Source organism: Serratia sp. 121840015-1, from assembly GCF_053627655.1.
In genome coordinates, this window is the sequence record NZ_JBSEYF010000008.1 from 86,063 (window position 1) to 108,805 (window position 22,743).

19 protein-coding genes are annotated in these 22,743 nt (G+C 60.5%); 11 read left to right on the forward strand and 8 right to left on the reverse strand.

Annotated elements, in window-relative coordinates:
• The first annotated feature begins 166 nt into the window (after positions 1-166).
• Positions 167-1,351, forward strand: a complete 1,185-nt coding sequence (locus tag ACUXAC_RS24615) for a NupC/NupG family nucleoside CNT transporter (protein WP_387445452.1) — start codon at positions 167-169, stop codon at positions 1,349-1,351.
• A gap of 34 nt (positions 1,352-1,385) precedes the next feature.
• On the opposite strand, the gene ACUXAC_RS24620 is transcribed toward ACUXAC_RS24615, so the two are convergent.
• Positions 1,386-1,820, reverse strand: a complete 435-nt coding sequence (locus ACUXAC_RS24620; RefSeq protein ID WP_055317175.1) for a DUF3574 domain-containing protein — start codon at positions 1,818-1,820, stop codon at positions 1,386-1,388.
• Between the two features lie 253 nt (positions 1,821-2,073).
• On the opposite strand from ACUXAC_RS24620, the gene ACUXAC_RS24625 reads away from it, so the two are divergent.
• Positions 2,074-2,691, forward strand: coding sequence for a trimeric intracellular cation channel family protein (locus tag ACUXAC_RS24625; RefSeq protein ID WP_025304704.1), 618 nt, complete (start codon positions 2,074-2,076; stop codon positions 2,689-2,691).
• Here the strand turns inward: ACUXAC_RS24625 and ACUXAC_RS24630 are convergent.
• Complete coding sequence (locus ACUXAC_RS24630; protein WP_100397016.1) at positions 2,685-3,581, reverse strand: LysR family transcriptional regulator; 897 nt, start codon at positions 3,579-3,581, stop codon at positions 2,685-2,687. The genes ACUXAC_RS24625 and ACUXAC_RS24630 overlap by 7 nt on opposite strands.
• Positions 3,582-3,696: 115 nt before the next feature.
• Between ACUXAC_RS24630 and ACUXAC_RS24635 the strand changes: the two genes are divergently transcribed.
• The 6 genes from ACUXAC_RS24635 to recG all read left to right on the forward strand — a co-directional run bounded on the left by ACUXAC_RS24635 (position 3,697) and on the right by recG (position 11,288).
• Entirely contained in the window at positions 3,697-5,220 is a 1,524-nt protein-coding gene (locus ACUXAC_RS24635; RefSeq protein ID WP_387445448.1) for an MFS transporter, read from the forward strand.
• 205 nt (positions 5,221-5,425) lie between these two features.
• On the forward strand, positions 5,426-6,049 hold the full coding sequence (gene gmk / locus ACUXAC_RS24640) for a guanylate kinase (RefSeq protein WP_454266937.1): 624 nt from the start codon (positions 5,426-5,428) through the stop codon (positions 6,047-6,049).
• A 54-nt stretch (positions 6,050-6,103) separates the two neighbouring features.
• A complete protein-coding gene (gene rpoZ, locus ACUXAC_RS24645) occupies positions 6,104-6,379 on the forward strand; it encodes a DNA-directed RNA polymerase subunit omega (protein ID WP_004931221.1) in 276 nt (91 codons plus the stop codon).
• A gap of 18 nt (positions 6,380-6,397) precedes the next feature.
• Complete coding sequence (gene spoT / locus ACUXAC_RS24650) at positions 6,398-8,509, forward strand: bifunctional GTP diphosphokinase/guanosine-3',5'-bis pyrophosphate 3'-pyrophosphohydrolase (protein WP_019452189.1); 2,112 nt, start codon at positions 6,398-6,400, stop codon at positions 8,507-8,509.
• 5 nt (positions 8,510-8,514) lie between these two features.
• Positions 8,515-9,210 carry a tRNA (guanosine(18)-2'-O)-methyltransferase TrmH gene (trmH, locus tag ACUXAC_RS24655; protein WP_387445444.1) on the forward strand — a complete coding sequence of 232 codons (696 nt, stop codon included), beginning with the start codon at positions 8,515-8,517 and terminating at the stop codon, positions 9,208-9,210.
• The gene (recG, locus tag ACUXAC_RS24660) at positions 9,207-11,288 is read left to right on the forward strand and encodes an ATP-dependent DNA helicase RecG (RefSeq protein ID WP_387445441.1); all 2,082 of its coding nucleotides are present in this window, start codon (positions 9,207-9,209) and stop codon (positions 11,286-11,288) included. Before trmH ends, recG begins: the two co-directional genes overlap by 4 nt.
• 42 nt (positions 11,289-11,330) lie before the next feature.
• On the opposite strand, the gene gltS is transcribed toward recG, so the two are convergent.
• On the reverse strand, positions 11,331-12,542 hold the full coding sequence (gene gltS, locus ACUXAC_RS24665; protein ID WP_038872558.1) for a sodium/glutamate symporter: 1,212 nt from the start codon (positions 12,540-12,542) through the stop codon (positions 11,331-11,333).
• Between the two features lie 240 nt (positions 12,543-12,782).
• On the opposite strand from gltS, the gene ACUXAC_RS24670 reads away from it, so the two are divergent.
• Both ACUXAC_RS24670 and ACUXAC_RS24675 read left to right on the forward strand, forming a co-directional pair.
• Complete coding sequence (locus ACUXAC_RS24670; RefSeq protein WP_387445438.1) at positions 12,783-14,195, forward strand: nucleobase:cation symporter-2 family protein; 1,413 nt, start codon at positions 12,783-12,785, stop codon at positions 14,193-14,195.
• Positions 14,196-14,311: 116 nt separating this feature from the next.
• Positions 14,312-15,973 carry an AsmA family protein gene (locus ACUXAC_RS24675; RefSeq protein ID WP_102985147.1) on the forward strand — a complete coding sequence of 554 codons (1,662 nt, stop codon included), beginning with the start codon at positions 14,312-14,314 and terminating at the stop codon, positions 15,971-15,973.
• Positions 15,974-16,011: 38 nt separating this feature from the next.
• Here the strand turns inward: ACUXAC_RS24675 and fabY are convergent, their stop codons facing one another.
• The 5 genes from fabY to typA all read right to left on the reverse strand — a co-directional run bounded on the left by fabY (position 16,012) and on the right by typA (position 20,940).
• The gene (gene fabY / locus ACUXAC_RS24680) at positions 16,012-16,959 is read right to left on the reverse strand and encodes a fatty acid biosynthesis protein FabY (RefSeq protein WP_004931235.1); all 948 of its coding nucleotides are present in this window, start codon (positions 16,957-16,959) and stop codon (positions 16,012-16,014) included.
• Between the two features lie 21 nt (positions 16,960-16,980).
• Complete coding sequence (gene dtd / locus ACUXAC_RS24685) at positions 16,981-17,418, reverse strand: D-aminoacyl-tRNA deacylase (protein WP_025304712.1); 438 nt, start codon at positions 17,416-17,418, stop codon at positions 16,981-16,983.
• Entirely contained in the window at positions 17,415-18,308 is an 894-nt protein-coding gene (locus ACUXAC_RS24690) for a virulence factor BrkB family protein (protein ID WP_049201866.1), read from the reverse strand. The genes dtd and ACUXAC_RS24690 overlap by 4 nt, the downstream gene beginning before the upstream one ends.
• 51 nt (positions 18,309-18,359) lie before the next feature.
• Entirely contained in the window at positions 18,360-18,950 is a 591-nt protein-coding gene (gene yihX, locus ACUXAC_RS24695; RefSeq protein WP_060425015.1) for a glucose-1-phosphatase, read from the reverse strand.
• A gap of 166 nt (positions 18,951-19,116) precedes the next feature.
• Complete coding sequence (typA, locus tag ACUXAC_RS24700; protein ID WP_004931243.1) at positions 19,117-20,940, reverse strand: ribosome-dependent GTPase TypA; 1,824 nt, start codon at positions 20,938-20,940, stop codon at positions 19,117-19,119.
• A 370-nt stretch (positions 20,941-21,310) separates the two neighbouring features.
• On the opposite strand from typA, the gene glnA reads away from it, so the two are divergent.
• Complete coding sequence (glnA, locus tag ACUXAC_RS24705) at positions 21,311-22,720, forward strand: glutamate--ammonia ligase (RefSeq protein WP_019452181.1); 1,410 nt, start codon at positions 21,311-21,313, stop codon at positions 22,718-22,720.
• The last annotated feature ends 23 nt before the right edge of the window (positions 22,721-22,743 follow it).

Consider the following 22,743-nt stretch of genomic DNA (forward strand, 5'->3'; position numbering starts at 1 on the left):
CGGGAAGCTTATGAAAAACTGCCGGACAGCACGTGTGGATGACATTTGGCAAGATATCCCGCATGCCATAAGTATTTTGTTCTAATTATCACGCAAGGTAATGAAAGGACGTCGATGCTGTGGCTAAATGTGTTTTTTCTCTGCCCGTGAACCGTACGGACCGTTTATGCCACAAATTCTGCAATTTATTATGGCTCTGGTGGTGATCATCGCCCTGGCGCTGCTGGTCAGCAATAATCGCAAGAAAATCCGCCTGCGCTATATCATCCAGCTGCTGGTGATCGAAGGCGCGCTGGCCTATTTCTTCCTGCACTCCGCCAGCGGGCTCAGCGTGATCAAACACGTCGCCGGCTTCTTCGACACCCTGCTCGCCTACGCCGCCCAAGGATCGGAGTTCGTGTTCGGCGGCATGAGCAAGGATGGCCTGGCGTTCATCTTCCTCGGCGTTTTGTGCCCTATCATCTTTATTTCCGCCCTGATCGGCATTTTGCAGCATTTCCGCATCCTGCCGCTGATCATCCGCCTGGTCGGCACCCTGCTATCCAAGGTCAACGGCATGGGCAAGCTGGAGTCGTTCAACGCCGTCAGCACGCTGGTGCTGGGGCAGTCGGAGAACTTCATCGCCTATAAAGGCATCATCGGCGATATCTCGCCGCGCCGCATGTACACCATGGCCGCGACCGCCATGTCGACGGTATCGCTCTCCATCGTCGGCGCCTACATGTCGATGATCGACGTGCAGTACGTGGTGGCGGCATTGATCCTTAATATGTTCAGCACCTTCATCATTCTGTCGATCATCAACCCGTATCAGGTCGAAGACGAGCCGGAGCTGAAGCTGAACAAACTGCATGAAGATCAGAGCTTCTTCGAAATGTTGGGCGAGTACATTCTGGCCGGCTTCAAGATTGCGATGATCATCGCGGCGATGCTGATCGGCTTTATCGCGCTGATCTCCGCCGTCAATGCGCTGTTCTCCGCGGTGCTCGGTATCAGCTTCCAGCAGATCCTCGGCTATGTGTTCTATCCGCTGGCCTGGCTGATCGGCATCCCGGCGGAGGAGGCCCTGAAGGCGGGCAGCATCATGGCGACCAAGCTGGTGGCCAACGAATTCGTGGCGATGATTGAGCTGAAGAAAATCGCGGCGGAGCTGTCGCCGCGCGGGCTAGGTATTCTGTCGGTGTTCCTGGTGTCGTTCGCCAACTTCGCCTCCATCGGCATCGTCGCCGGCGCCATCAAGGGGCTGAACGAGCAGCAAGGCAACGTAGTTTCCCGTTTTGGCCTGAAGCTGGTTTATGGCTCGACGCTGGTGAGCCTGCTGTCAGCGGCCATCGCCGGCCTGGTGCTGTAATCCCCACTCCCGGCCGCATGGCCGGGAGTTCGCTTTAAAACGCCACGCACACCGGCGCATCCACCCGCATCACCGAATCCTGCGCAAACTGCTGCTTATAGCCGCTGCGCAGCGCCTCGATATTCGCCTCGCTCTCTTTGCCCGGCGCATGGATCAACAGCAGCGCCTTGCTGTTCTCGCGCGCCAGCTTGCCGTCGTGGCCCAGCCACTGCCCTTTGGCATCAAAGACCGTCAACCCGTCTTTAAAACGCGGCGTCACCTGGCTGTCGACGAAGGTTTGCCACTCGGCGGCGGTGATCGCCGGCCCCGCCGGGCGATTCAGGCCGAAGTAGAGCGTTGTTTGCATCATCGGATCGCCGGTGTGGCAAGCCGGAGCGGGTGACACAGCCTGATGGCCTGGCGCCACGCAGCCGCTCAGCAGCAGGGCGGCCACCACGGCGCCGGCGGCCAGTTTCGGGGAGTTTTTCATCTGCAGTCTCGGTTTCTCGGTTGAAGGATTAGCTGCAAAAAGCATAGTCAGCGATGGAAACCAGCGCGAAATTTCTAATGCTTTTATCAACAGCCAGATGTTAAAAAAGGCTGGTTATCGGCAATAAAAACGGAGTTTGGATTAGCTAAATTAATCCGAAACACCATCAGTGAAAAAAACTCAGTGGCGCGCGCCATCGGCGGCGATTACCCTGCCGGCCATCATTCTGACGCAAGTACGCTGTGAATCCCTTATGTTACTGAGCATCCTTTATATCATCGGCATCACCGCCGAAGCCATGACCGGCGCGCTGGCGGCCGGCCGCCGCCAAATGGACATGTTCGGCGTGATCATCATCGCTTCGGTCACGGCGATCGGCGGCGGGTCGGTGCGCGATATGCTGCTCGGGCATTTTCCATTGGGCTGGGTCAAACACCCGGAATACATCGTCATCGTCGCGATAGCGGCGATCGTCACCACCTGGGTGGCCCCCCTGATGCGCCATCTGCGCCGCCTGTTCCTGGTGCTCGACGCCGTCGGCCTGATCGTCTTCTCCATCATCGGCGCGCAGGTGGCGCTGGATATGGGGCACAGTGCGATTATCGCCGCCATCGCCGCAGTGATCACCGGCGTCTTCGGCGGGGTGCTGCGCGATATGTTCTGCAACCGTATCCCGCTGGTTTTCCAGAAAGAGATCTACGCCGGCATCTCCTTCAGCGCCGCCTGGCTGTATATCGGCCTGCAGCACCTCAGCCTGCCGCACAATCTGGTGGTGATCCTCACGCTGGTCGCCGGCCTGAGCGCGCGCCTGATCGCCCTGCGCTTCCGCCTCGGCCTGCCGGTGTTCAACTACCAGCATCCGGATCACTGATCGTCCGGCAGCATGTACCGCGCCAGATAATCCACGAACACCCGGACTTTCGGCAACATGTGCCGGTTAGAGGGCCACACGGCAGAAAACGCGCCGCGCTCGGGCGTGCTGTCTTGCAGCACCGCCGTCAGCTGCCCGCCGCGCAGGGCCTGGCTCAAAGTGAAATCCGGCAGGTAGGCGATGCCCAATCCCTGCTGCGCCGCATGGATTAGCGCCTCAACGCTGCTGAAACTCATCGTCACCGGCAACCTTAACGACAGCGCCTCATCGTCGGCGCTCAGCCGCCACGCCTGCAACTGCTGCCCGCCCGGGAAGCGATAACGCAAACAAGCATGCTCGAGCAGATCCGTCGGTTTCAACGGCGTTCCACGCCGGCGGAAGTAGTCCGGCGCGCCGACCAAAACCTGGCGAAACGGTCCAAGACGCCGCGCCATCAGGCGGGAATCAGCCAGCTCTCCGCCGCGAACCGCCACATCAACGCCCTCGGCGATCAGATCCGCGATGCGATCGTTGAAGTCCACATCCAACTCAATCTCAGGATAACGCGCGGTAAAATCAGCCAACAGCGGCACCAGCATGCGGTAACCGATGGCAGGCATGCTGACGCGCAGCTTGCCGCGCGGCGCCTCTGAAATACGTGCCATCTCGGCTTCAGCGTTCTCGATATCACTAACAATACGCCGGCAGCGTTCGTAAAATAGCGCCCCTTCCTCCGTCAAATTGATGCGCCGGGTGCTGCGGTTGAACAGCCTAACGCCCAACGACGCCTCCAGCCGCGCCACGCTTTTACCCACCGCCGAGGCCGACACCCCCAATCGCTCCCCAGCAGCGACAAAGCTGCACGATTCGGCAGCGCGAACAAACGCCAGCAGCCCGCTCAAACTTTCCATATGGCCCCCATTAGAGCGTTTTTGTCCTGAAAGTGTGGAATTCAGCCTTATTTTTAACCTATTCAGTCTTATTTATCATCCATACCCATCGAAACCACCGCATCAGGAATCGCCCATGAACGTTCATCCATCCCGGAATGCGCCCCCGCAGCGCTGGCTCATACTCTTTTCCGTGTGTCTCGCAGGCCTGATCATGCCGCTGAGCTTTACCGGCCCCGCAGTCGCGCTCACCGCAATCGCCAAAGATTTGGGCGGCGGACTGGTCGCGCTCAGTTGGGTCACCAACGCGTTTATGCTGACCTTCGGCTGCAGCCTGATGCTCGCCGGAGCGCTCGCCGATCGTTTTGGCCGCAAGCGTGTGTTTATCTGTGGATTGGCGGCGCTCGCGCTCAGCGCTCTGCTCATGAGCGCGGCGCAAGACATTATGTCCTTCGACGCGATACGCGCGCTGCAAGGCATCTCCGCCGCGGCCGCACTGGCCGGCGGAACCGCAAGCCTGGCCCAGGTATTTAACGGGCCGGAGAGAAGCAAGGCCTTCAGCCTGCTGGGCACCACGTTCGGCATCGGGCTGGCATTCGGTCCGCTGCTGGCCGGCACGCTGACGCAGCTCTTCGGCTGGCGCGCACTTTTTCTCTGCCTGGCGCTGCTCAGCGCCATTGCGTTGTTCAGCGGCCAGCGCGATATGCCCGAATCGCGCGATCCCGCCGCCTCTCGCCTCGATTGGCCCGGCGCCATCGTCTTTACGCTGGCGCTGTCGCTGTTGACTTACGCCGTGCTGCTGGCGCCCGACAGCGGCTGGAGCAGCGCGCAAGTCATTAGGCCGCTGACCGGCGCGCTGCTGTTTATGCTGGCTTTTATCCTGATAGAACGCCGCACCGCTCGGCCGATGCTCGATCTGTCGCTGTTTCGCTACCCGCGCTTTGTCGGCGTACAGCTGTTGGCGGCAGCGCCGGCCTATTCATACGTGGTGTTGCTGGTGCTGCTTCCCCTCCGATTTATCGGCATCGAGGGTTACGGCACCGTGGAAACCGGCATGATGATGCTGACGTTGTCCGCGCCAATGCTGGCGCTGCCGCTGCTGACCGGGGCATTCGCTCACCGCTTTTCCGCCGGCGCCGTTTCCAGCCTCGGCTTGTTGATTTGCGCCGCCGGGCTGGCATGGCTGGCGCACTATGCGCCGGGGCAATCGCTCGCGCGGTTACTGCTGCCTATGCTGACCATCGGTTGCGGCATCAGCTTGCCCTGGGGATTGATGGACGGTTTAGCCGTCAGCGTCGTGCCACGAGAGCGAGCGGGCATGGCGACCGGCATTTTCAGCACCGTTCGCGTCGCGGGGGAAGGCATTGCATTGGCGATCGTCGGTGCCCTGTTGGCCTTGTTGGTTGGGCGCCATCTCGCTCCCCCAACCGCAAACGCCGCCGGCGCGCACGCCCTGGCCATGGGGGATATGCCGCGGGCGACCGCCCTGCTCAATGCGGACGCCGCACGGCTGAAGCACGCCTACGAACTGGCTTTCCAGAATCTGCTGTACCTACTCGCCCTGACGACGCTGGCGTCCGCCGTCATTATCTTTCTCTTTCTCCGCCACCCCGCACGGGAAACCCCTTCGTCCGCCCCACGCATTACCGACGCGCCGTAATCTGACATGGCCTCGCCGCCGAGGCCAAAACAGCTGAAATGTTGCCCTTCGACGCGCAAATTCGCTCATTCGCCGCTTTTTCCGCGCAAAGCGGCGGGCAAAATGCGAGCTAACGCTGCACCCGGCGCGTTAGCCGTGTATACTGTGCGGAGAAAATACACATCCGCTGTTATTGGCATATCAACCGTTATCAACGAACATCATCATGGCTCAAGGCACGCTTTATATTGTCTCTGCTCCCAGTGGCGCAGGTAAATCAAGTCTGATTCAGGCTTTGTTAAAGACGCAACCGCTGTACGACACGCAGGTTTCGGTTTCGCACACCACGCGCGACAGCCGCCCGGGTGAAAATCACGGCGAACACTATTTCTTCGTCTCGAAAGACGAATTCCGCCGGATGATCGAGCAGGACGCGTTTCTTGAGCACGCCGAAGTGTTCGGCAACTATTACGGCACCTCGCGCGCCGCCATCGAACAAGTGTTGGCGACCGGCGTAGACGTGTTTCTGGATATCGACTGGCAGGGCGCGCAGCAAATCCGCGCCAAAATGCCGCAGGCGCGCAGCATCTTCATTCTGCCGCCGTCGAAGGAAGAACTGGGCCGCCGCCTGCGCGGGCGCAGGCAGGATTCCGAAGAGGTAATCGCCAAGCGCATGGCTCAGGCCGTGGCGGAAATGACGCATTATGCGGAGTACGATTACCTGATTGTGAACGATGATTTCGATCTGGCGCTGTCCGATCTGAAGACCATCATTCGCGCCGAACGCCTGCGTTTGGGCCGCCAGTTGCTGCGGCATGACGCTTTAATCAGCAAACTATTGGCAGACTGAAGGCAGTTTCAGTATCATGCCCAGTCTTTTCGTCACCTGTGGAGTAGCACAAATATGGCACGCGTAACTGTTCAAGACGCTGTAGAGAAAATTGGTAACCGTTTTGACCTGGTGTTGGTCGCTGCTCGTCGGGCGCGTCAGATCCAGACCGGCGGCAAAGATGCACTGGTTCCGGAAGAGAACGACAAGTACACCGTTATCGCCCTGCGCGAAATCGAAGAAGGCCTGATCACCAGCCAGATCCTCGACGTGCGTGAGCGCCAGGAACAGCAAGAGCAGGAAGCCGCAGAGATTCAAGCGGTTACCGCGATTGCTGAAGGTCGTCGTTAATTAGACTGCGAGTCCGCCTTGTACCTGTTTGAAAGCCTGAATCTGCTGATTCAACGTTACCTGCCCGAGGAGCAGATTAAGCGCCTCAAACAGGCATACCTCGTCGCGCGCGACGCGCACGAGGGCCAGACACGCTCCAGCGGTGAGCCTTACATTACTCACCCGGTCGCCGTGGCCTGCATTCTGGCGGAAATGCGTCTCGATCACGAGACGCTGATGGCGGCATTGCTGCACGACGTCATCGAAGACACCCCAGCCACCTATCAAGATATGGAACAGCTGTTCGGCAAGAGCGTCGCCGAACTGGTTGAGGGCGTCTCCAAGCTCGACAAGCTGAAGTTCCAGGACAAGAAAGAAGCGCAGGCGGAAAACTTCCGCAAGATGATCATGGCGATGGTGCAGGATATCCGCGTCGTGCTGATCAAGCTGGCCGACCGTACGCACAACATGCGCACCCTCGGTTCGCTGCGCCCCGACAAACGCCGGCGCATCGCGCGTGAAACCCTGGAAATCTACAGCCCGCTCGCCCACCGTCTGGGTATTCATCACCTGAAGACCGAGCTGGAAGAGCTGGGCTTCGAGGCGCTGTACCCGAACCGTTATCGCGTGATCAAGGAAGTGGTGAAAGCCGCGCGCGGCAACCGCAAAGAGATGATTCAAAAAATCCTCTCCGAGATCGAAGGGCGACTGACCGAAGCTGGCATCGCCTGCCGCGTCAGCGGGCGGGAAAAACACCTCTACTCCATCTACCTCAAGATGCACCTCAAAGAACAGCGTTTCCATTCCATCATGGATATCTACGCGTTCCGGGTGATCGTGAAAGAGGTCGATACCTGCTACCGCGTGCTCGGCCAGGTGCACAGCCTGTACAAACCACGCCCGGGGCGAGTGAAAGATTACATCGCCATTCCCAAGGCCAACGGCTATCAATCGCTGCATACCTCGCTGATCGGCCCGCACGGCGTGCCGGTCGAAGTGCAGATCCGCACCGAAGACATGGATCAGATGGCTGAGATGGGGGTGGCCGCGCACTGGGCTTACAAGGAAAGAGAACAGGGCGAAACCGGCACCACGGCGCAGATCCGCGCCCAGCGCTGGATGCAAAGCCTGCTGGAGCTGCAGCAAAGCGCCGGCAGTTCGTTTGAATTTATCGAGAGCGTCAAATCCGATCTGTTCCCGGATGAGATTTACGTTTTCACCCCGGAAGGCCGCATCGTCGAGCTGCCCGCCGGCGCCACGCCGGTCGATTTCGCCTATGCGGTGCATACCGATATCGGCCATGCCTGCGTCGGCGCGCGCGTCGATCGTCAGCCATACCCGCTGTCGCAGTCGCTGACCAGCGGCCAGACCGTCGAGATCATCACCGCACCGGGCGCACGGCCCAACGCCGCCTGGCTGAACTTCGTAGTCAGCTCGAAAGCGCGCGCCAAAATTCGCCAGATGCTGAAGAATCTCAAGCGCGACGACTCCGTCGGCCTCGGCCGCCGTCTGCTCAACCACGCGTTGGGTGGCAGCCGCAAGCTGGCCGAAATCCCGCAGGAAAACATTCAGCACGAGCTGGACCGCATGAAGCTGGCGACGCTGGACGATCTGCTGGCGGAAATCGGCCTCGGCAACGCCATGAGCGTGGTGGTGGCGAAGAACCTGCAGGGCGATCAGTCCAGCCTGGGCGCTTCCTCCGGCGTGCGTAACCTGGCCATCAAGGGCGCCGACGGGGTGTTGATCACCTTCGCCAAGTGCTGCCGTCCGATTCCGGGCGACCCGATTATCGCTCACGTCAGCCCGGGCAAAGGGCTGGTGATCCACCATGAATCCTGCCGCAATATTCGCGGCTATCAGAAAGAGCCTGAGAAGTTCATGGCGGTCGAGTGGGATAAAGAGACCGAGCAGGAGTTCATCGCCGAGATCAAGGTGGACATGTTCAACCACCAGGGCGCGCTGGCCAACCTGACGGCGGCGATCAACGCAGCCGAGTCCAATATTCAGAGCCTGAACACCGAAGAGAAAGACGGTCGGGTTTATAGCGCCTTTATCCGCTTGACCACCCGCGATCGCATCCATTTGGCAAACATTATGCGTAAAATCCGTATCATGCCGGATGTGATCAAAGTTAACCGCAACCGAAACTAGCGCTTATGAGTCCTGAACGCTATGCGCGGATTTGTGAAATGCTCGCGACCCGGCAGCCGGATTTGACGGTCTGCCTGGAGCAAGTGCACAAACCGCATAACGTCTCCGCCATTATCCGCACCGCCGACGCCGTCGGCGTGCATCAGGTCCACGCCGTGTGGCCCACCACCCGCATGCGCACCCTGGTTTCCGCCGCCGCCGGCAGCAACAGCTGGGTCAGCGTCAAAACCCATCGCTCCATCGGCGACGCGGTCGGTCACCTGAAAGCGCAGGGCATGCAAATTCTGGCCACCAATCTGTCTGCGCGCGCGGTCGATTTCCGCGAGGTGGATTACACCCGGCCCACCTGCGTGCTGCTCGGCCAGGAAAAAACCGGCATCACCGAAGAAGCGCTGGCGCTGGCCGATCAGGACATCGTCATTCCGATGATCGGCATGGTGCAATCGCTCAACGTCTCCGTGGCCTCAGCACTGATCCTGTATGAAGCGCAGCGCCAGCGGCAGAACGCCGGCCTGTATCGCCGCGACAACAGTATGCTGGATGAAGAAGAGCAGCAGCGTCTGCTGTTCGAAGGCGGCTACCCGGTGCTGGCCAACGTGGCCAAGCGCAAAGGGCTGCCACGCCCGCAGATTGACGAGCAGGGCCAGGTGGTCGCCAGCGCCGAATGGTGGGCGGCCATGCAGGCGACGGTGCGCAAATGAAAGGCCGCCTGCTGGATGCTGTCCCACTCACCACGCTTTCCGGGGTTGGCGCCAGCCAGGCGGGCAAACTGGCCAAGCTTGGCCTCGAGACCATTCAGGATCTGCTGCTGCACCTGCCGCTGCGCTACGAAGACCGCACTCGCCTCTACCCGATCAACGATCTGCTGCCGGGCATCTACGCCACGGTAGAAGGGGAAGTGCTGCGCAGCGACATCAGCTTCGGCCGCCGCCGCATGCTGACCTGCCAGATCAGCGACGGTACCGGCATCCTCACCATGCGGTTCTTCAACTTCAACGCCGCGATGAAGAACAGCCTGGCCACCGGCCGCCGCGTGACCGCCTACGGCGAGATCAAACGCGGCAACCACGGCGCGGAGATCATCCACCCGGAATACCGCATTCAGGGCGAAGCCAGCGAAGTCGAGCTGCAGGAGTCGCTGACGCCGGTCTACCCCACCACCGAAGGGGTGCGGCAAGCCACGCTGCGCAAGCTGACCGATCAGGCGCTGGAGCTGCTGGATACCTGCGCCATCGCCGAACTGCTGCCGTCGGAGCTGAGCGGCGGCCTGATGAGCCTGCCGCAGGCGCTGCACACCCTGCATCGCCCGCCGCCGGACATCCAGCTGGCGGATCTGGAGCTGGGCAAACACCCGGCGCAAAAACGCCTGATCCTCGAAGAGCTGTTGGCGCATAACCTCAGCATGCTGGCGGTGCGCGCCGGCGCCCAGAGTTACCAGGCGCAGCCGCTGCTGCCAGACGATCGGCTGAAAAACCGTTTTCTCGCCCAGCTGCCGTTCTCGCCGACCGGCGCGCAAACGCGCGTGGTGGCCGACATCGAAGCCGATATGCAAAAAGACTTCCCGATGATGCGACTGGTGCAGGGCGACGTCGGCTCCGGCAAAACGCTGGTGGCGGCGCTGGCGGCGCTGCGCGCTATCGCGCACGGCAAGCAGGTGGCGCTGATGGCGCCGACCGAGCTGCTGGCCGAGCAGCACGCCAACAATTTCCGCCAGTGGTTCGAACCGCTGGGGCTGGAGGTCGGCTGGCTGGCCGGCAAACAGAAAGGCAAGGCGCGCATCGCGCAGCAGGAGGCCATCGCCAGCGGTCAGGTGTCGATGGTGGTCGGCACCCACGCCATCTTCCAGGAGCAGGTGCAATTTAACGGCCTGGCGCTGGTGATCATCGATGAGCAGCACCGCTTCGGGGTGCATCAGCGGCTGGCGCTGTGGGAGAAAGGCGAAGAACAGGGCTTCCACGCCCATCAGCTGATCATGACCGCCACGCCGATCCCACGCACGCTGGCGATGACCGCCTATGCCGATCTCGATACCTCGGTCATCGACGAGCTGCCGCCGGGCCGCACGCCGGTGACTACCGTCGCCATTCCCGATACCCGCCGCGCCAACATCATTCAACGGGTGAAGAGCGCCTGTCTGGAAGAGGGGCGGCAGGCTTACTGGGTGTGCACGCTGATCGAAGAGTCCGAACTGCTGGAAGCGCAGGCGGCGGAAGCCACCTGGGAAGAATTGAAAACCGCGCTGCCGGAGCTGAAGGTGGCGCTGGTGCACGGCCGCATGAAAGCGCAGGAAAAGCAGGCGGTGATGCAGGCGTTTAAACAGGGCGAGCTGCAGCTGTTGGTCGCCACTACGGTGATCGAAGTCGGCGTCGACGTGCCGAACGCCAGCCTGATGATCATCGAAAACCCGGAGCGGCTGGGCCTGGCGCAGCTCCACCAGCTGCGCGGCCGCGTAGGACGCGGCGCCGTGGCCTCACACTGCGTGCTGCTGTACAAAACGCCGCTGAGCAAGACTGCGCAAACGCGCCTGCAGGTGCTGCGCGACAGCAACGACGGCTTCGTCATCGCGCAGCGCGATCTGGAGATCCGCGGCCCGGGCGAGCTGCTGGGCACCCGCCAGACCGGCAGCGCCGAATTCAAGGTGGCGGATCTGCTGCGCGACCAGGCGATGATCCCCGAAGTGCAGCGCGTCGCTCGCCATCTCCATCAGCACTATCCGGAGCACGCCCAGGCGCTGATAGAACGCTGGCTGCCGGAGAAGGCGCGTTATTCCAACGCATAAAAAAGGGCGCCGCAGGCGCCCTTTTCATTATGACTCGTGATATCACCCCACCGCCGGGAACACCGGCAGCAGCAGATACAGCTTGATGACGATGGCGTTGGCAATATCGATAAAGAACGCCCCCACCATCGGCACCACCAAAAACGCCACGTGCGAAGGGCCGAAGCGATCGGTGATCGCCTGCATGTTGGCGATCGCCGTCGGCGTGGCGCCCATGCCGAAGCCGCAGTGGCCGGCAGCCAGCACCGCCGCGTCGTAGTTTTTACCCATCACCCGGTAGGTAACGAAGATCGCATACAGCGCCATGACCAGCGTCTGCACCGCCAGGATCGCCAACATCGGCAGCGCCAGCGAGGCCAGCTCCCACAGGCGCAGGCTCATCAGTGCCATTGCCAGGAACAGCGACAGGCTGACGTTGCCCAGCACCGATACCGCCCGCTCGAACACGGTATAGAAACCGGTGAAGGCCAGCGTATTGCTGAGGATCACCCCGACGAACAGCACGCAAACGAAGTTCGGCAGTTCAAACACCGTGCCGCTCAGCAGGCCGGCAATCAGCTGCCCCAGGCTCAGACAGATGGCGATCATGGCGATGGTTTCGATCATCACCAGCGAGGTGATCAGGCGACCGCTTTCCGGCTTCTCGAAGCCGCTCGGCTGCACGCTGTCTTCCGGGGTACCCTCCGGCGTGGAGGAGTGCTTGACCAGATAGCGCGCCACCGGGCCGCCGATCAGGCCGCCCAGCACCAGCCCGAAGGTGGCGCAGGCCATGGCGACTTCCGTCGCGTTTTCAAAACCGTAGCGCTCGATGAACAGCTTGCTCCAGGCCGCCCCGGTACCATGCCCGCCCGACAGAGTGATCGACCCGGCGATCAGGCCCATCAGCGGATCCAGCCCCAGCATTTTCGCCATCCCGATGCCGATGGCGTTCTGCACGATAAGCAACCCCAGCACCACGAACAGGAACACCACCAGCACCTTGCCGCCGGCGCGCAAACGCGCCAGGTTGGCGTTCAGGCCGATGGTGGCGAAGAAGGCCAGCATCAGCGGGTCCTTCAGCGACATGTCAAAACTGATTTCCCAGTTGACGAGCTTTTTCAGGGCTAACAGCAGGAGAGCCACCAGCAAACCGCCGGCGACGGGAGCAGGAATGGTATATTTTCGCAGCAGAGGAATGGTTCTGACGCACTTGCCCCCGAGGAGCAAAACCAGCGTCGCCGCGACTAACGTGCCATAAGTATCAAGATGAAACATCCAGGTACTCCATGTAAGGGAAAAGATCCAAATAAAAATAATAAGTTATAGAAAACCACTTAGTTTTTAAACTTGATGAGTGCGGGATTAAAAGTAAAAAACGCTGAGATGACAAGAAAAAATGAATGAAAATGCGACATAAGCGAGAAAGTCGGCAACATAATATTTACGCGCAACCGTTTGCTTTTGCGGGGCGGAGCATTAAAATGCCTGCTTTGCCGTATCTGGAAACGCCACACCATGAGCATGTCATCCTCCGAGCTTGATGCCGCGCGCCAAGCCGCCTCAGAACCCCGCGCCAGTGAACTGATTTATCGCCTGGAAGATCGCCCGCCGCTGCCGCAAACGCTGTTTGCCGCCGGCCAGCATCTGCTGGCGATGTTCGTCGCGGTGATCACTCCGGCCCTGCTGATCTGCCAGGCGCTGGGCCTGCCGGCACAGGATACCCAGCACATCATCAGCATGTCGCTGTTCGCCTCCGGTCTGGCTTCCATTCTGCAAATCAAAACCTGGGGGCCGGTGGGTTCCGGGCTGCTGTCGATTCAGGGCACCAGCTTCAACTTCGTTTCGCCGCTGATCATGGGCGGTCTGGCGCTGAAAAACGGCGGCGCCGACGTGCCGACCATGATGGCCGCGCTGTTCGGCACCCTGATGGTCGCTTCCTGCACCGAAATTTTGCTGTCGCGCGTGCTGCATCTGGCGCGCCGCATCATCACCCCGCTGGTTTCCGGCATCGTGGTGATGATCATCGGCCTGTCGCTGATTCAGGTCGGCCTGACCTCGATCGGCGGCGGCTACGCCGCGATGAACGATCACAGCTTCGGCTCGCCGAAAAACCTGCTGCTGGCCGGCGCGGTGCTGGCGGTGATCATCCTGCTGAACCGCCAGCGCAACCCTTATCTGCGCGTGGCTTCGCTGGTGATCGCCATGGCGGTCGGCTATCTGTTGGCCTGGACGATGGACATGCTGCCCGCCGACGCACCGGCGGCCCCCACAGCGGCGATCACCATCCCCACGCCGCTCTATTACGGCCTGGGCTTCGACTGGAACCTGCTGCTGCCGCTGATGCTGATCTTTATGGTCACCTCGCTGGAAACCATCGGTGACATCACCGCCACCTCCGACGTCTCCGAACAGCCGGTCAGCGGGCCGCTGTACATGAAGCGCCTGAAGGGCGGCGTGCTGGCCAACGGCCTGAACTCGATGCTGTCGGCAGTGTTCAACACCTTTCCCAACTCCTGCTTCGGCCAGAACAACGGCGTGATCCAGCTGACCGGCGTCGCCAGCCGTTACGTCGGCTTCGTGGTGGCGCTGATGCTGATCGCGCTGGGGCTGTTCCCGGCGGTGGCCGGCTTCGTACAGCACATTCCCGAGCCGGTCCTGGGCGGCGCGACCATCGTGATGTTCGGCACCATCGCCGCCTCCGGCGTGCGCATCGTGTCGCGCGAGCGTCTGAACCGTCGCGCCATCATGATCATGGCGCTGTCGCTGGCCGTCGGCATGGGCGTCTCCCAGCAACCTCTGATCCTGCAGTTCGCGCCGGACTGGCTGAAAACCCTGCTCTCTTCCGGCATCGCCGCCGGCGGCATTACCGCCATCGTGCTGAACCTGGTGTTCCCGCAGGAACACGAGAAAAAGTACCCCGTCCATTGATGTTCAAACGGCCGCTTGCGGCCGTTTTTTATTGTCTATCAGACCATTGCCCTTGAGATGCCCGGCCAATTGCGGCATAAACAGGGTATCTTTTTTGACCGATGCGGATGTAGACGATGAAATTTATCGGAAAGCTGTTGCTGACGTTGCTGCTGCTGATCGTGTTGGCGGTGGTGGTGCTGTACCTGGTGGGGCAAACTCGCTGGGCGGCAGGCCGCCTGAGCGCCTGGATCAGCGACAACAGCGAATACCGCCTGTCGATAGGAAAAATCACCCATTCGTGGAGCCAGCCGGACCAGATCGCTCTGGAAGACGTGCAGCTGGCGCGCAACGGCCAGCCGCAGGCGCTGGTCGCCAAACGCGTCGATCTCGGCCTCAGCCTGCGCCAAATCACCGAACCGCGCTATTTCCACAGCGTCACGCTGCGCGACGGCACGTTGAACGTGCAGCCGCAGGCGGCGGCGCTGCCTGTACAGGCCGACGTGCTGCAGCTGAGCAACATGGCGTTGCAGTCCAACGATAGCGAGTGGCAGCTCAACGCACAGCAGGTCACTGCCGGCATCACGCCGTGGCGCCCGCTGGCCGGCCATCTGCTGGGGGACAACAACCAGTTCCAGTTCAGCGCCGGTTCGATGACGCTGAACGGCATACCCGCCTCGAAGGTGTTGGTGCAGGGGGAGCAAAAACAGGGCCAGCTGCTGTTGAACAACTTCGGCGCCAATCTGGCGCAGGGCGACCTGACCGGCGTGGCCAGCCGCGCCGCCGACGGCAGTTGGCAGGTGGATCGCCTGCGGCTGAGCGGCGTGCGCATGCAGACCCCGCTGACGCTGGCGGAATTCATGCAGCGCTTTACCACGCTGCCGCCGGTCACCCTCAAGCGTTTCGATCTGATCGACGCGCGCCTGGAAGGCAAGGCATGGGCGTTTAACGATCTCGATCTGTCGTTGCAAAACGTCAGCATCGAAAAAGGCGACTGGCGCAGCGAAGACGGCTCGCTCAACGTCAACGCCGGCGACGTGATCAACGGCAGTTTCCACCTGATCGATCCGATCGCCACCCTGCGGCTCTCTTCCGCCGGCATCGCCATTCAGCAATTCACCACCCGCTGGGAAGGCGGGCTGCTGCGCACCTCCGGCAACTGGCTGCGCGCCGGCAAACGCCTGCAGCTGGATGAAGTGGCCATGGCGGCGCTGGAGTACACCCTGCCGATCGACTGGCGCGAGCTGTGGCTGAAACCGCTGCCGGACTGGCTGGCGGAGGTGTACGTCACTAAACTGACCACCAACCGCAATCTGATCATCGATATCAACCCGGCATTCCCGTTCCAGATCACCGCGCTGGACGGCTACGGCAGCAACCTGCTGCTGGCGCGCGATCGCCAATGGGGCATCTGGTCCGGCTCGCTGAACCTGAACGGCAGCGAAGCGACCTTCAACAAAATAGACGTGCGGCGCCCTTCGCTGGCGCTGAACGCCGACGCCAATCAGATCGCCGTCACCGAGCTCAGCGCCTTTATGCCTAATGGGTTGCTTGAGGCCAAAGCGACCGTCGATCAGCTGCCGGGCAAGCCGTTCCAGCTGACGCTGCACGGCCGATCGGTACCGATCAACACTTTGCAGCAATGGGGATGGCAGCCGGTGCCGCTGACGGGCGACGGCAACCTTGAGCTGCAGTTGAAAGGGCTGCTGAACAGCGACGGGCCGTTCAAAGCCTCGTTGAAGGGCAATCTGCAGGCCACCGCCGGCGACGGCCAAGCGGTGAACCAACAACTGCCGTAATGCACTGCGCGGCCCGCCCTCAGGGCAGGGCCGCCGCCTTACTCTTCCAGCGCTTCAGAACCGCCCTGATCCAAGGGCACATCCGGCTCGGCCGGCAACACCATGTAGGTGCCTTCGAACACCGCGCCTTTATCCTCGTCGCCGAACAGATGTACTTCGGCGTGTACGCGCGCGCGGCGGCCGCGCGCCAGACGCGCCAAATCGCCGCTCAGCGAGCCGAGATCCGCCACCGCCCGCGGCCTGCCGGTGATCGGTTTGCTGTAGCGAATGTGCGCGTCCGCCAGAATGATGGTGCCGCCGAGATGGCGCTCGCGCAGCAGCAGCCAAATCAGCCCCCAGGCGGTCAGCGTCGCCAGCGAGAACAGGCTGCCGGCGAACAGCGTATGGTGTGGATTCTGGTTGCCGATCTCCGGCATGGTGGTGACGAAGCGCTGGCCGGTGTATTGGCTGATGCGCACGCCCATCTTTTCGCTCAGCGGGATATGTTCATACCAGGCCTGCTGCAGTTGGCCGCACCAGTCGGGGCGATGCAGGATATCGTCCAGCGTCGCTACCGGTTTGATCATCAAAAAGTGGCGGATCGGGGTGGTCTGCGGCGCAGTGATCTCCCCCTGATTGACGAACCCCAGCTTGGCGAAGAAGTCCACCGCGTCCTCACGGGCGCTACACACCACCCGCTTCACGCCCTCCTGCCGCGCAACGGACTCCAGCGTCATCGCCACCAGCGTCCCCAGCCCTTTATCCTGCAGCGTCGGGTCTACCGCCAGAAAACGGATCGCCGCCTCGTTGTCGGCATTGATGTACAGCCGCCCGATGGCGACGATTTTACCGGCCTCGTCCACCACCATTTGGTGATGGGCCATGGCGTCATAGGCATCCTTTTCCGAACCCACCGGCTGGTGCAGCGGCTTGCGCAGCATTTCCCAGCGAAACTGGTAATACTCCTTCAGTTCTTGCTCTGTTACGGGTACTCGTAGGTGATACATAGACGCCTGTTCTCCGAATGCTTAGACCTGTAGCCAGAATGTCACCGGACCATCGTTGACCAGCGCCACCTGCATGTCGGCGGCGAACTCGCCGGTCTGGGTCTCTACGCCGCGTTCGCGGCACTGGCCAACAAAATATTGATACAACCGATCGGCTTCCTGCGGCGCAGCACCGCGCGAGAAGCTGGGCCGCATGCCCTTTTGGGTGTCCGCCGCCAGGGTGAACTGCGAAACGACCAGCACGCTGCCCCCGGCCTGCTGGACGTTGAGATTCATCTTGTCGTTCTCGTCGCCGAAAATGCGGTATCCCAACACGCGTTCGCACAGGCGCTGCGCTTTTTGCTCGTTATCGCCCTGCTCCACGCCCAATAACACTAACAAACCGGGGCCAATCTTGCCTACCGTCTCGCCACCCACCGTGACGCTGGCGTTTAACACCCGTTGAATCAACGCAATCATTCCTGCTGCCCTTCTGGTTTCTGTTCCTGTTGCTCCGCCTTCTGCCGGCGGTAGTCGCGGTATTCGCCGATGGTCACGGTGATTTCCGCGCCGAGTAACACGATACACCAGCTCCAGTAGACCCACAGGAATAAAATCGGGATCACCGCCAGCACGCCGTAAATCAGCTGATAGGAGGGGAACATGGTGACGTACAGCGCGAATCCCTTCTTGCCCAGCTCGAACAGCAATCCGGCCACCACCGCGCCAATCAGCGCGTCTTTGGGCGGCACCCGCACCGTCGGCACGATGCAATACAGCAGCCAGAAGGAGATGCACGACAAAATCAGCGGGAAGATGCGCAGCACCTGATCCACCAAACCGTTGACGCCGGTCTGTGCCAGCCAGTTGAGCGACAGCAGGTAGGAGCTGATGGCCATGCTGGCACCCACCAGCAGCGGCCCCAGCGTCAGCACCATCCAGTACACGGCGAAGGAGAAGACGATCGGCCGCTTGTTCTTGCTGCGCCAGATGGTGTTCAGCACGCTGTCCACCGAGGAGATCAGCAGCAGCGCGGTGACGATCAGCCCGCAGGTGCCGACGGCGGTCATCTTGTTGGAGTTGGCGACGAACTGTTCCAGGTAGTTCTGTATGACGTTGCCGGCGGCCGGCACGAAATTGGAAAAGATGAAGCTCTTCAGCTGTTCGCTGATGTCGGAAAACATCGGGAAAGCGGCGAACAGCGCGAACACCACGGTGACCAGCGGCACCAGCGACAGCAGGGAAACATAGGCGAGATGGCCCGCCAACATCGTCAGGCCATCGTGATCGATACGCTGGTACAGCAACCGTCCGAAGGTGACGCCGGGCTTAATCGCAGAGGGCAGCTTCTTGCGGCGGAAAAACGACATGGTCACTCCTTGATGTCAGTTGATACGCCTTAAGCTTAACGCGCCCTGCGCTCATTGGGCAAAATAGGCCGGCACCACGTCGCGATCGGTGACGTGCACCGTCTTGATCCCCAGCGCCTGCGCGGCGAGGACGTTCGCCGGGTGATCGTCGAAGAACACCGCGTCGGCGGCGGCGGTGTTTTCCGCAGCCAGCACATGTTGATAGATATCGGCCTCCGGCTTGCGCATGCCGAGATCTTGCGACAGATAAAGATGATCGGCGGCGGCGGCCACTTCAGGATAGTGCTGCGGCCAGTAGTTGCAGTGCAGACGGTTGGTGTTCGACAGCACCACCACCCGGTGACCCTCGTTGCGCAGGCGCTGCATGATGTCGATCACTTCCGGGCGCAGCGCGACGAATACCGCCTGCCAGCCGGTGGCGAATTGCTCGAAGCTGAGCGCGATGCCCATTTCATCGCACAGCTTGCCGGCGAAGTCTTCGTCGCTGATTTCACCGCGTTCATGTTGCTGGAACACCTCACCCATGGTGAAACGATCGGACAGCACCGCCAACGGCGTGCCGCTCAAATTGCTCCACACGCCCAGCACACGCTTGAAATCGATATCGACGATCACATTACCTAAATCAAAGATATACAGCATAGTCCTCTCCTGATGGGCCGGTGAGATTTCACTGTAGCGGGAAAAGGAACAGCTGAACAGGGAGCGAACGGAAAAGCGCATAGCGCGCCGCACAAACGGGGAACAACAGAGGAAAAAACTCAGGGCGCGAGAACCGCGCCCTAAGCATGAGACACTCAATCAGCGATTAAGCGTCTTTAGGACCGCGGCTGGCACGCTTACGATCGTTTTCCGTCAGGTGACGCTTACGGATACGGATCGAGGTTGGCGTCACTTCTACCAGTTCGTCGTCATCGATGAACTCCAGAGCTTGCTCCAGGGTCATTTTGATGGCCGGAACCAGGGTAGTCGCTTCGTCAGTACCGGAAGCACGCATGTTGGTCAGCTTCTTACCGGTCAGGCAGTTTACGGTCAGGTCGTTAGAGCGTGAGTGAATACCGATGATCTGGCCTTCATACACTTCTGCACCGTGGCCCAGGAACAGCTTGCCGCGATCCTGCAGGCCGAACAGCGCGAACGCTACCGCTTTGCCCTGGCCGTTGGAGATCAGCACGCCGTTCTGACGCTGGCCCACTTCGCCCGGACGCACGTCGTCGTAGTGGCTGAAGGTGGAGTACAGCAGGCCGGTACCCGAAGTCATGGTCATGAATTCGTTACGGAAGCCGATCAGACCGCGGCTTGGGATCACGTAGTCGAGACGCACGCGGCCCTTACCGTCCGGATCCATGTTTTTCAGGTCGGCTTTACGCTCACCCATCGCCTGCATCACGGAACCCTGATGCTGCTCTTCGATATCCAGCGTTACGTTCTCGAATGGCTCCTGCTTGCGGCCATCGATTTCACGGAAGATAACTTTCGGACGGGAAACCGCCAGCTCGAAACCTTCGCGACGCATGTTTTCGATCAGCACCGACAGGTGCAGTTCGCCACGACCGGATACGCGGAAGGCGTCCGCATCGTCGGTTTCTTCAACGCGCAGCGCTACGTTGTGTACCAGCTCTTTATTCAGACGGTCAAGGATCTGACGCGACGTTACGTACTTACCTTCTTTACCGCAGAACGGCGAGGTGTTGACGTTGAAGAACATGGTTACGGTCGGCTCGTCGACGGACAGCGCCGGCAGCGCTTCTACGGCATTGGTGTCGCAGATGGTGTCGGAGATGTTCAGCTCGCCCAGGCCGGTGATGGCGATGATGTCGCCCGCTTCCGCCAGGGTGCTGTCGATACGCTCCAGACCCAGGTGGCCCAGCACTTTGCCCACTTTACCGTTGCGAGTTTTACCTTCGCTGTCGATGATGGTGACCTGCTGGTTCGGCTTCACTTTACCGCGCTTGATGCGGCCAATGCCGATAACGCCCAGGTAGTTGTTGTAGTCCAACTGGGAGATCTGCATCTGGAATGGCGCTTCCAGCTCAACCTGCGGCGCAGACACGTGGTCGACGATCGCCTGATACAACGGGGTCATGTCTTCCGCCATGTCGGTGTGGTCGACGCCGGCGATGCCGTTCAGCGCAGAAGCGTAGATGATCGGGAAGTCGAGCTGCTCGTCGGTCGCGTCGAGGTTCACGAACAGATCGAACACCTGATCCACAACCCAGTCAGGGCGCGCGCCAGGACGGTCAACCTTGTTGATGACCACGATCGGCTTCAGACCGTTGGCGAAGGCCTTCTTGGTCACGAAGCGGGTTTGCGGCATAGGGCCATCCATTGCATCCACAACCAGCAGCACCGAGTCAACCATCGACATCACGCGTTCTACCTCGCCGCCGAAGTCGGCGTGTCCTGGGGTATCCACGATGTTGATACGGTAACCGTTCCAATTAATGGCGGTGTTTTTTGCGAGGATGGTAATCCCACGCTCTTTCTCCAAATCGTTGGAGTCCATTACGCGTTCGGTCGCTTCCGCACGCTCTCCGAAAGTACCGGATTGTTGCAGCAGCTTATCAACCAGGGTGGTTTTACCATGGTCAACGTGGGCAATAATGGCGATGTTACGCAAATTTTCGATCACAGCTTTGCCTCGGGCATTAGAAATAGCGCGCTATTGTACACGTATTAAGCGAGGGACTAAACAAGATCACAACCATCTCTTATAAACAACCGCGTACCGGTCAGTTTGTGATCCCTTTCACGGTGCAAAAAGCCGCAATCGTTGCACTTTTGCACCATTTCGGTGCCCGCGCCCACCCTTATTGCACCATAACAGTGCAATTTATCGTTGATGGTGCATACTGTGGCTGGGTAAAACCCGCGCAGAGAGGCGATAAAAGCCTTTTCTAAAAGTTGGCACGCTTTTCGCTTTAGTCTTTTCAAGGCGAAAAAAAGCCAGTTCCACAGATTCGTTCCACGACGACGACAATGATAAACCGGGAGAGTTAAGTATGTCCGCTGAACACGTTTTGACGATGCTGAATGAGCATGAAGTGAAATTCGTAGACCTGCGTTTCACTGACACCAAGGGTAAGGAACAGCACGTGACTATCCCGGCTCACCAGGTAAACGCCGACTTCTTCGAAGAAGGTAAAATGTTTGACGGCTCCTCTATCGGTGGTTGGAAGGGCATCAACGAATCTGACATGGTGCTGATGCCGGACGCCAGCACGGCGGTTCTGGATCCGTTCTTCGAAGAACCTACGCTGATCATTCGCTGCGACATTCTCGAGCCGGGCACCATGCAAGGCTACGATCGCGACCCGCGCTCCATCTCCAAACGCGCCGAAGACTTCCTGCGCTCCTCCGGCATCGCGGATACCGTGCTGTTCGGGCCAGAGCCTGAGTTCTTCCTGTTCGACGACATCCGCTTCGGCAGCAGCATCCGCGGTTCCCACGTGGCCATCGACGACATCGAAGGCGCCTGGAACTCCGGTACAAAATACGACGGCGGCAACAAAGGCCACCGTCCGGCGGTGAAAGGCGGTTACTTCCCGGTTCCACCGGTCGACTCTTCGCAGGATCTGCGTTCCACCATGTGTCTGACCATGGAAGAGATGGGCCTGGTGGTTGAAGCGCACCACCACGAAGTGGCAACCGCCGGTCAGAACGAAGTGGCAACCCGCTTCAACACCATGACCAAGAAAGCCGACGAAATTCAGATCTACAAATACGTGGTGCACAACGTGGCGCACGCCTTCGGCAAAACCGCGACCTTCATGCCGAAGCCTATGTTCGGCGACAACGGTTCCGGCATGCACTGCCACATGTCGCTGTCCAAGAACGGCACCAACCTGTTCGCCGGCGACAAATACGGCGGCCTGTCTGAAACCGCGCTGTTCTACATCGGCGGCATCATCAAGCACGCCAAAGCGATCAACGCCCTGGCCAACCCGACCACCAACTCGTACAAGCGTCTGGTGCCAGGCTACGAAGCGCCGGTGATGCTGGCTTACTCCGCCCGTAACCGCTCCGCGTCCATCCGTATCCCGGTGGTCTCCAGCCCGAAAGCGCGCCGCATCGAAGCCCGCTTCCCGGATCCGGCGGCTAACCCATACCTGTGCTTCGCCGCGCTGCTGATGGCCGGCCTGGACGGCATCATCAACAAGATCCACCCTGGCGACGCCATGGACAAAAACCTGTACGACCTGCCGCCGGAAGAAGAAGCCGAGATCCCAAAAGTGGCCGGCTCGCTGGACGAAGCAATGGCCGCACTGAACGAAGACCGCGAGTTCCTGACCCGCGGCGGCGTGTTCACCGACGATGCGATCGATGCCTACATCGAACTGCGCAAAGAAGAGATGGACCGCGTTCGCATGACGCCACACCCGGTTGAGTTCGAACTGTACTACAGCGTCTAAGCCCTACCCGCGCCGTCTGCACA

What these genes read in the sequence shown, in the direction of transcription:
- gmk (WP_454266937.1), top strand. Translation starts at nt 5,426, where the DNA reads ATGGCTCAAGGCACGCTTTATATTGTCTCTGCTCCCAGTGGCGCAGGT.
- ACUXAC_RS24625 (WP_025304704.1), top strand. Translation starts at nt 2,074, where the DNA reads ATGTTACTGAGCATCCTTTATATCATCGGCATCACCGCCGAAGCCATG.
- ACUXAC_RS24670 (WP_387445438.1), top strand. Translation starts at nt 12,783, where the DNA reads ATGAGCATGTCATCCTCCGAGCTTGATGCCGCGCGCCAAGCCGCCTCA.
- ACUXAC_RS24620 (WP_055317175.1), bottom strand. Translation starts at nt 1,820, where the DNA reads ATGAAAAACTCCCCGAAACTGGCCGCCGGCGCCGTGGTGGCCGCCCTG.
- ACUXAC_RS24635 (WP_387445448.1), top strand. Translation starts at nt 3,697, where the DNA reads ATGAACGTTCATCCATCCCGGAATGCGCCCCCGCAGCGCTGGCTCATA.
- gltS (WP_038872558.1), bottom strand. Translation starts at nt 12,542, where the DNA reads ATGTTTCATCTTGATACTTATGGCACGTTAGTCGCGGCGACGCTGGTT.
- ACUXAC_RS24630 (WP_100397016.1), bottom strand. Translation starts at nt 3,581, where the DNA reads ATGGAAAGTTTGAGCGGGCTGCTGGCGTTTGTTCGCGCTGCCGAATCG.
- yihX (WP_060425015.1), bottom strand. Translation starts at nt 18,950, where the DNA reads ATGCTGTATATCTTTGATTTAGGTAATGTGATCGTCGATATCGATTTC.
- fabY (WP_004931235.1), bottom strand. Translation starts at nt 16,959, where the DNA reads ATGTATCACCTACGAGTACCCGTAACAGAGCAAGAACTGAAGGAGTAT.
- ACUXAC_RS24675 (WP_102985147.1), top strand. Translation starts at nt 14,312, where the DNA reads ATGAAATTTATCGGAAAGCTGTTGCTGACGTTGCTGCTGCTGATCGTG.
- glnA (WP_019452181.1), top strand. Translation starts at nt 21,311, where the DNA reads ATGTCCGCTGAACACGTTTTGACGATGCTGAATGAGCATGAAGTGAAA.
- rpoZ (WP_004931221.1), top strand. Translation starts at nt 6,104, where the DNA reads ATGGCACGCGTAACTGTTCAAGACGCTGTAGAGAAAATTGGTAACCGT.
- trmH (WP_387445444.1), top strand. Translation starts at nt 8,515, where the DNA reads ATGAGTCCTGAACGCTATGCGCGGATTTGTGAAATGCTCGCGACCCGG.
- ACUXAC_RS24615 (WP_387445452.1), top strand. Translation starts at nt 167, where the DNA reads ATGCCACAAATTCTGCAATTTATTATGGCTCTGGTGGTGATCATCGCC.
- ACUXAC_RS24690 (WP_049201866.1), bottom strand. Translation starts at nt 18,308, where the DNA reads ATGTCGTTTTTCCGCCGCAAGAAGCTGCCCTCTGCGATTAAGCCCGGC.
- dtd (WP_025304712.1), bottom strand. Translation starts at nt 17,418, where the DNA reads ATGATTGCGTTGATTCAACGGGTGTTAAACGCCAGCGTCACGGTGGGT.
- recG (WP_387445441.1), top strand. Translation starts at nt 9,207, where the DNA reads ATGAAAGGCCGCCTGCTGGATGCTGTCCCACTCACCACGCTTTCCGGG.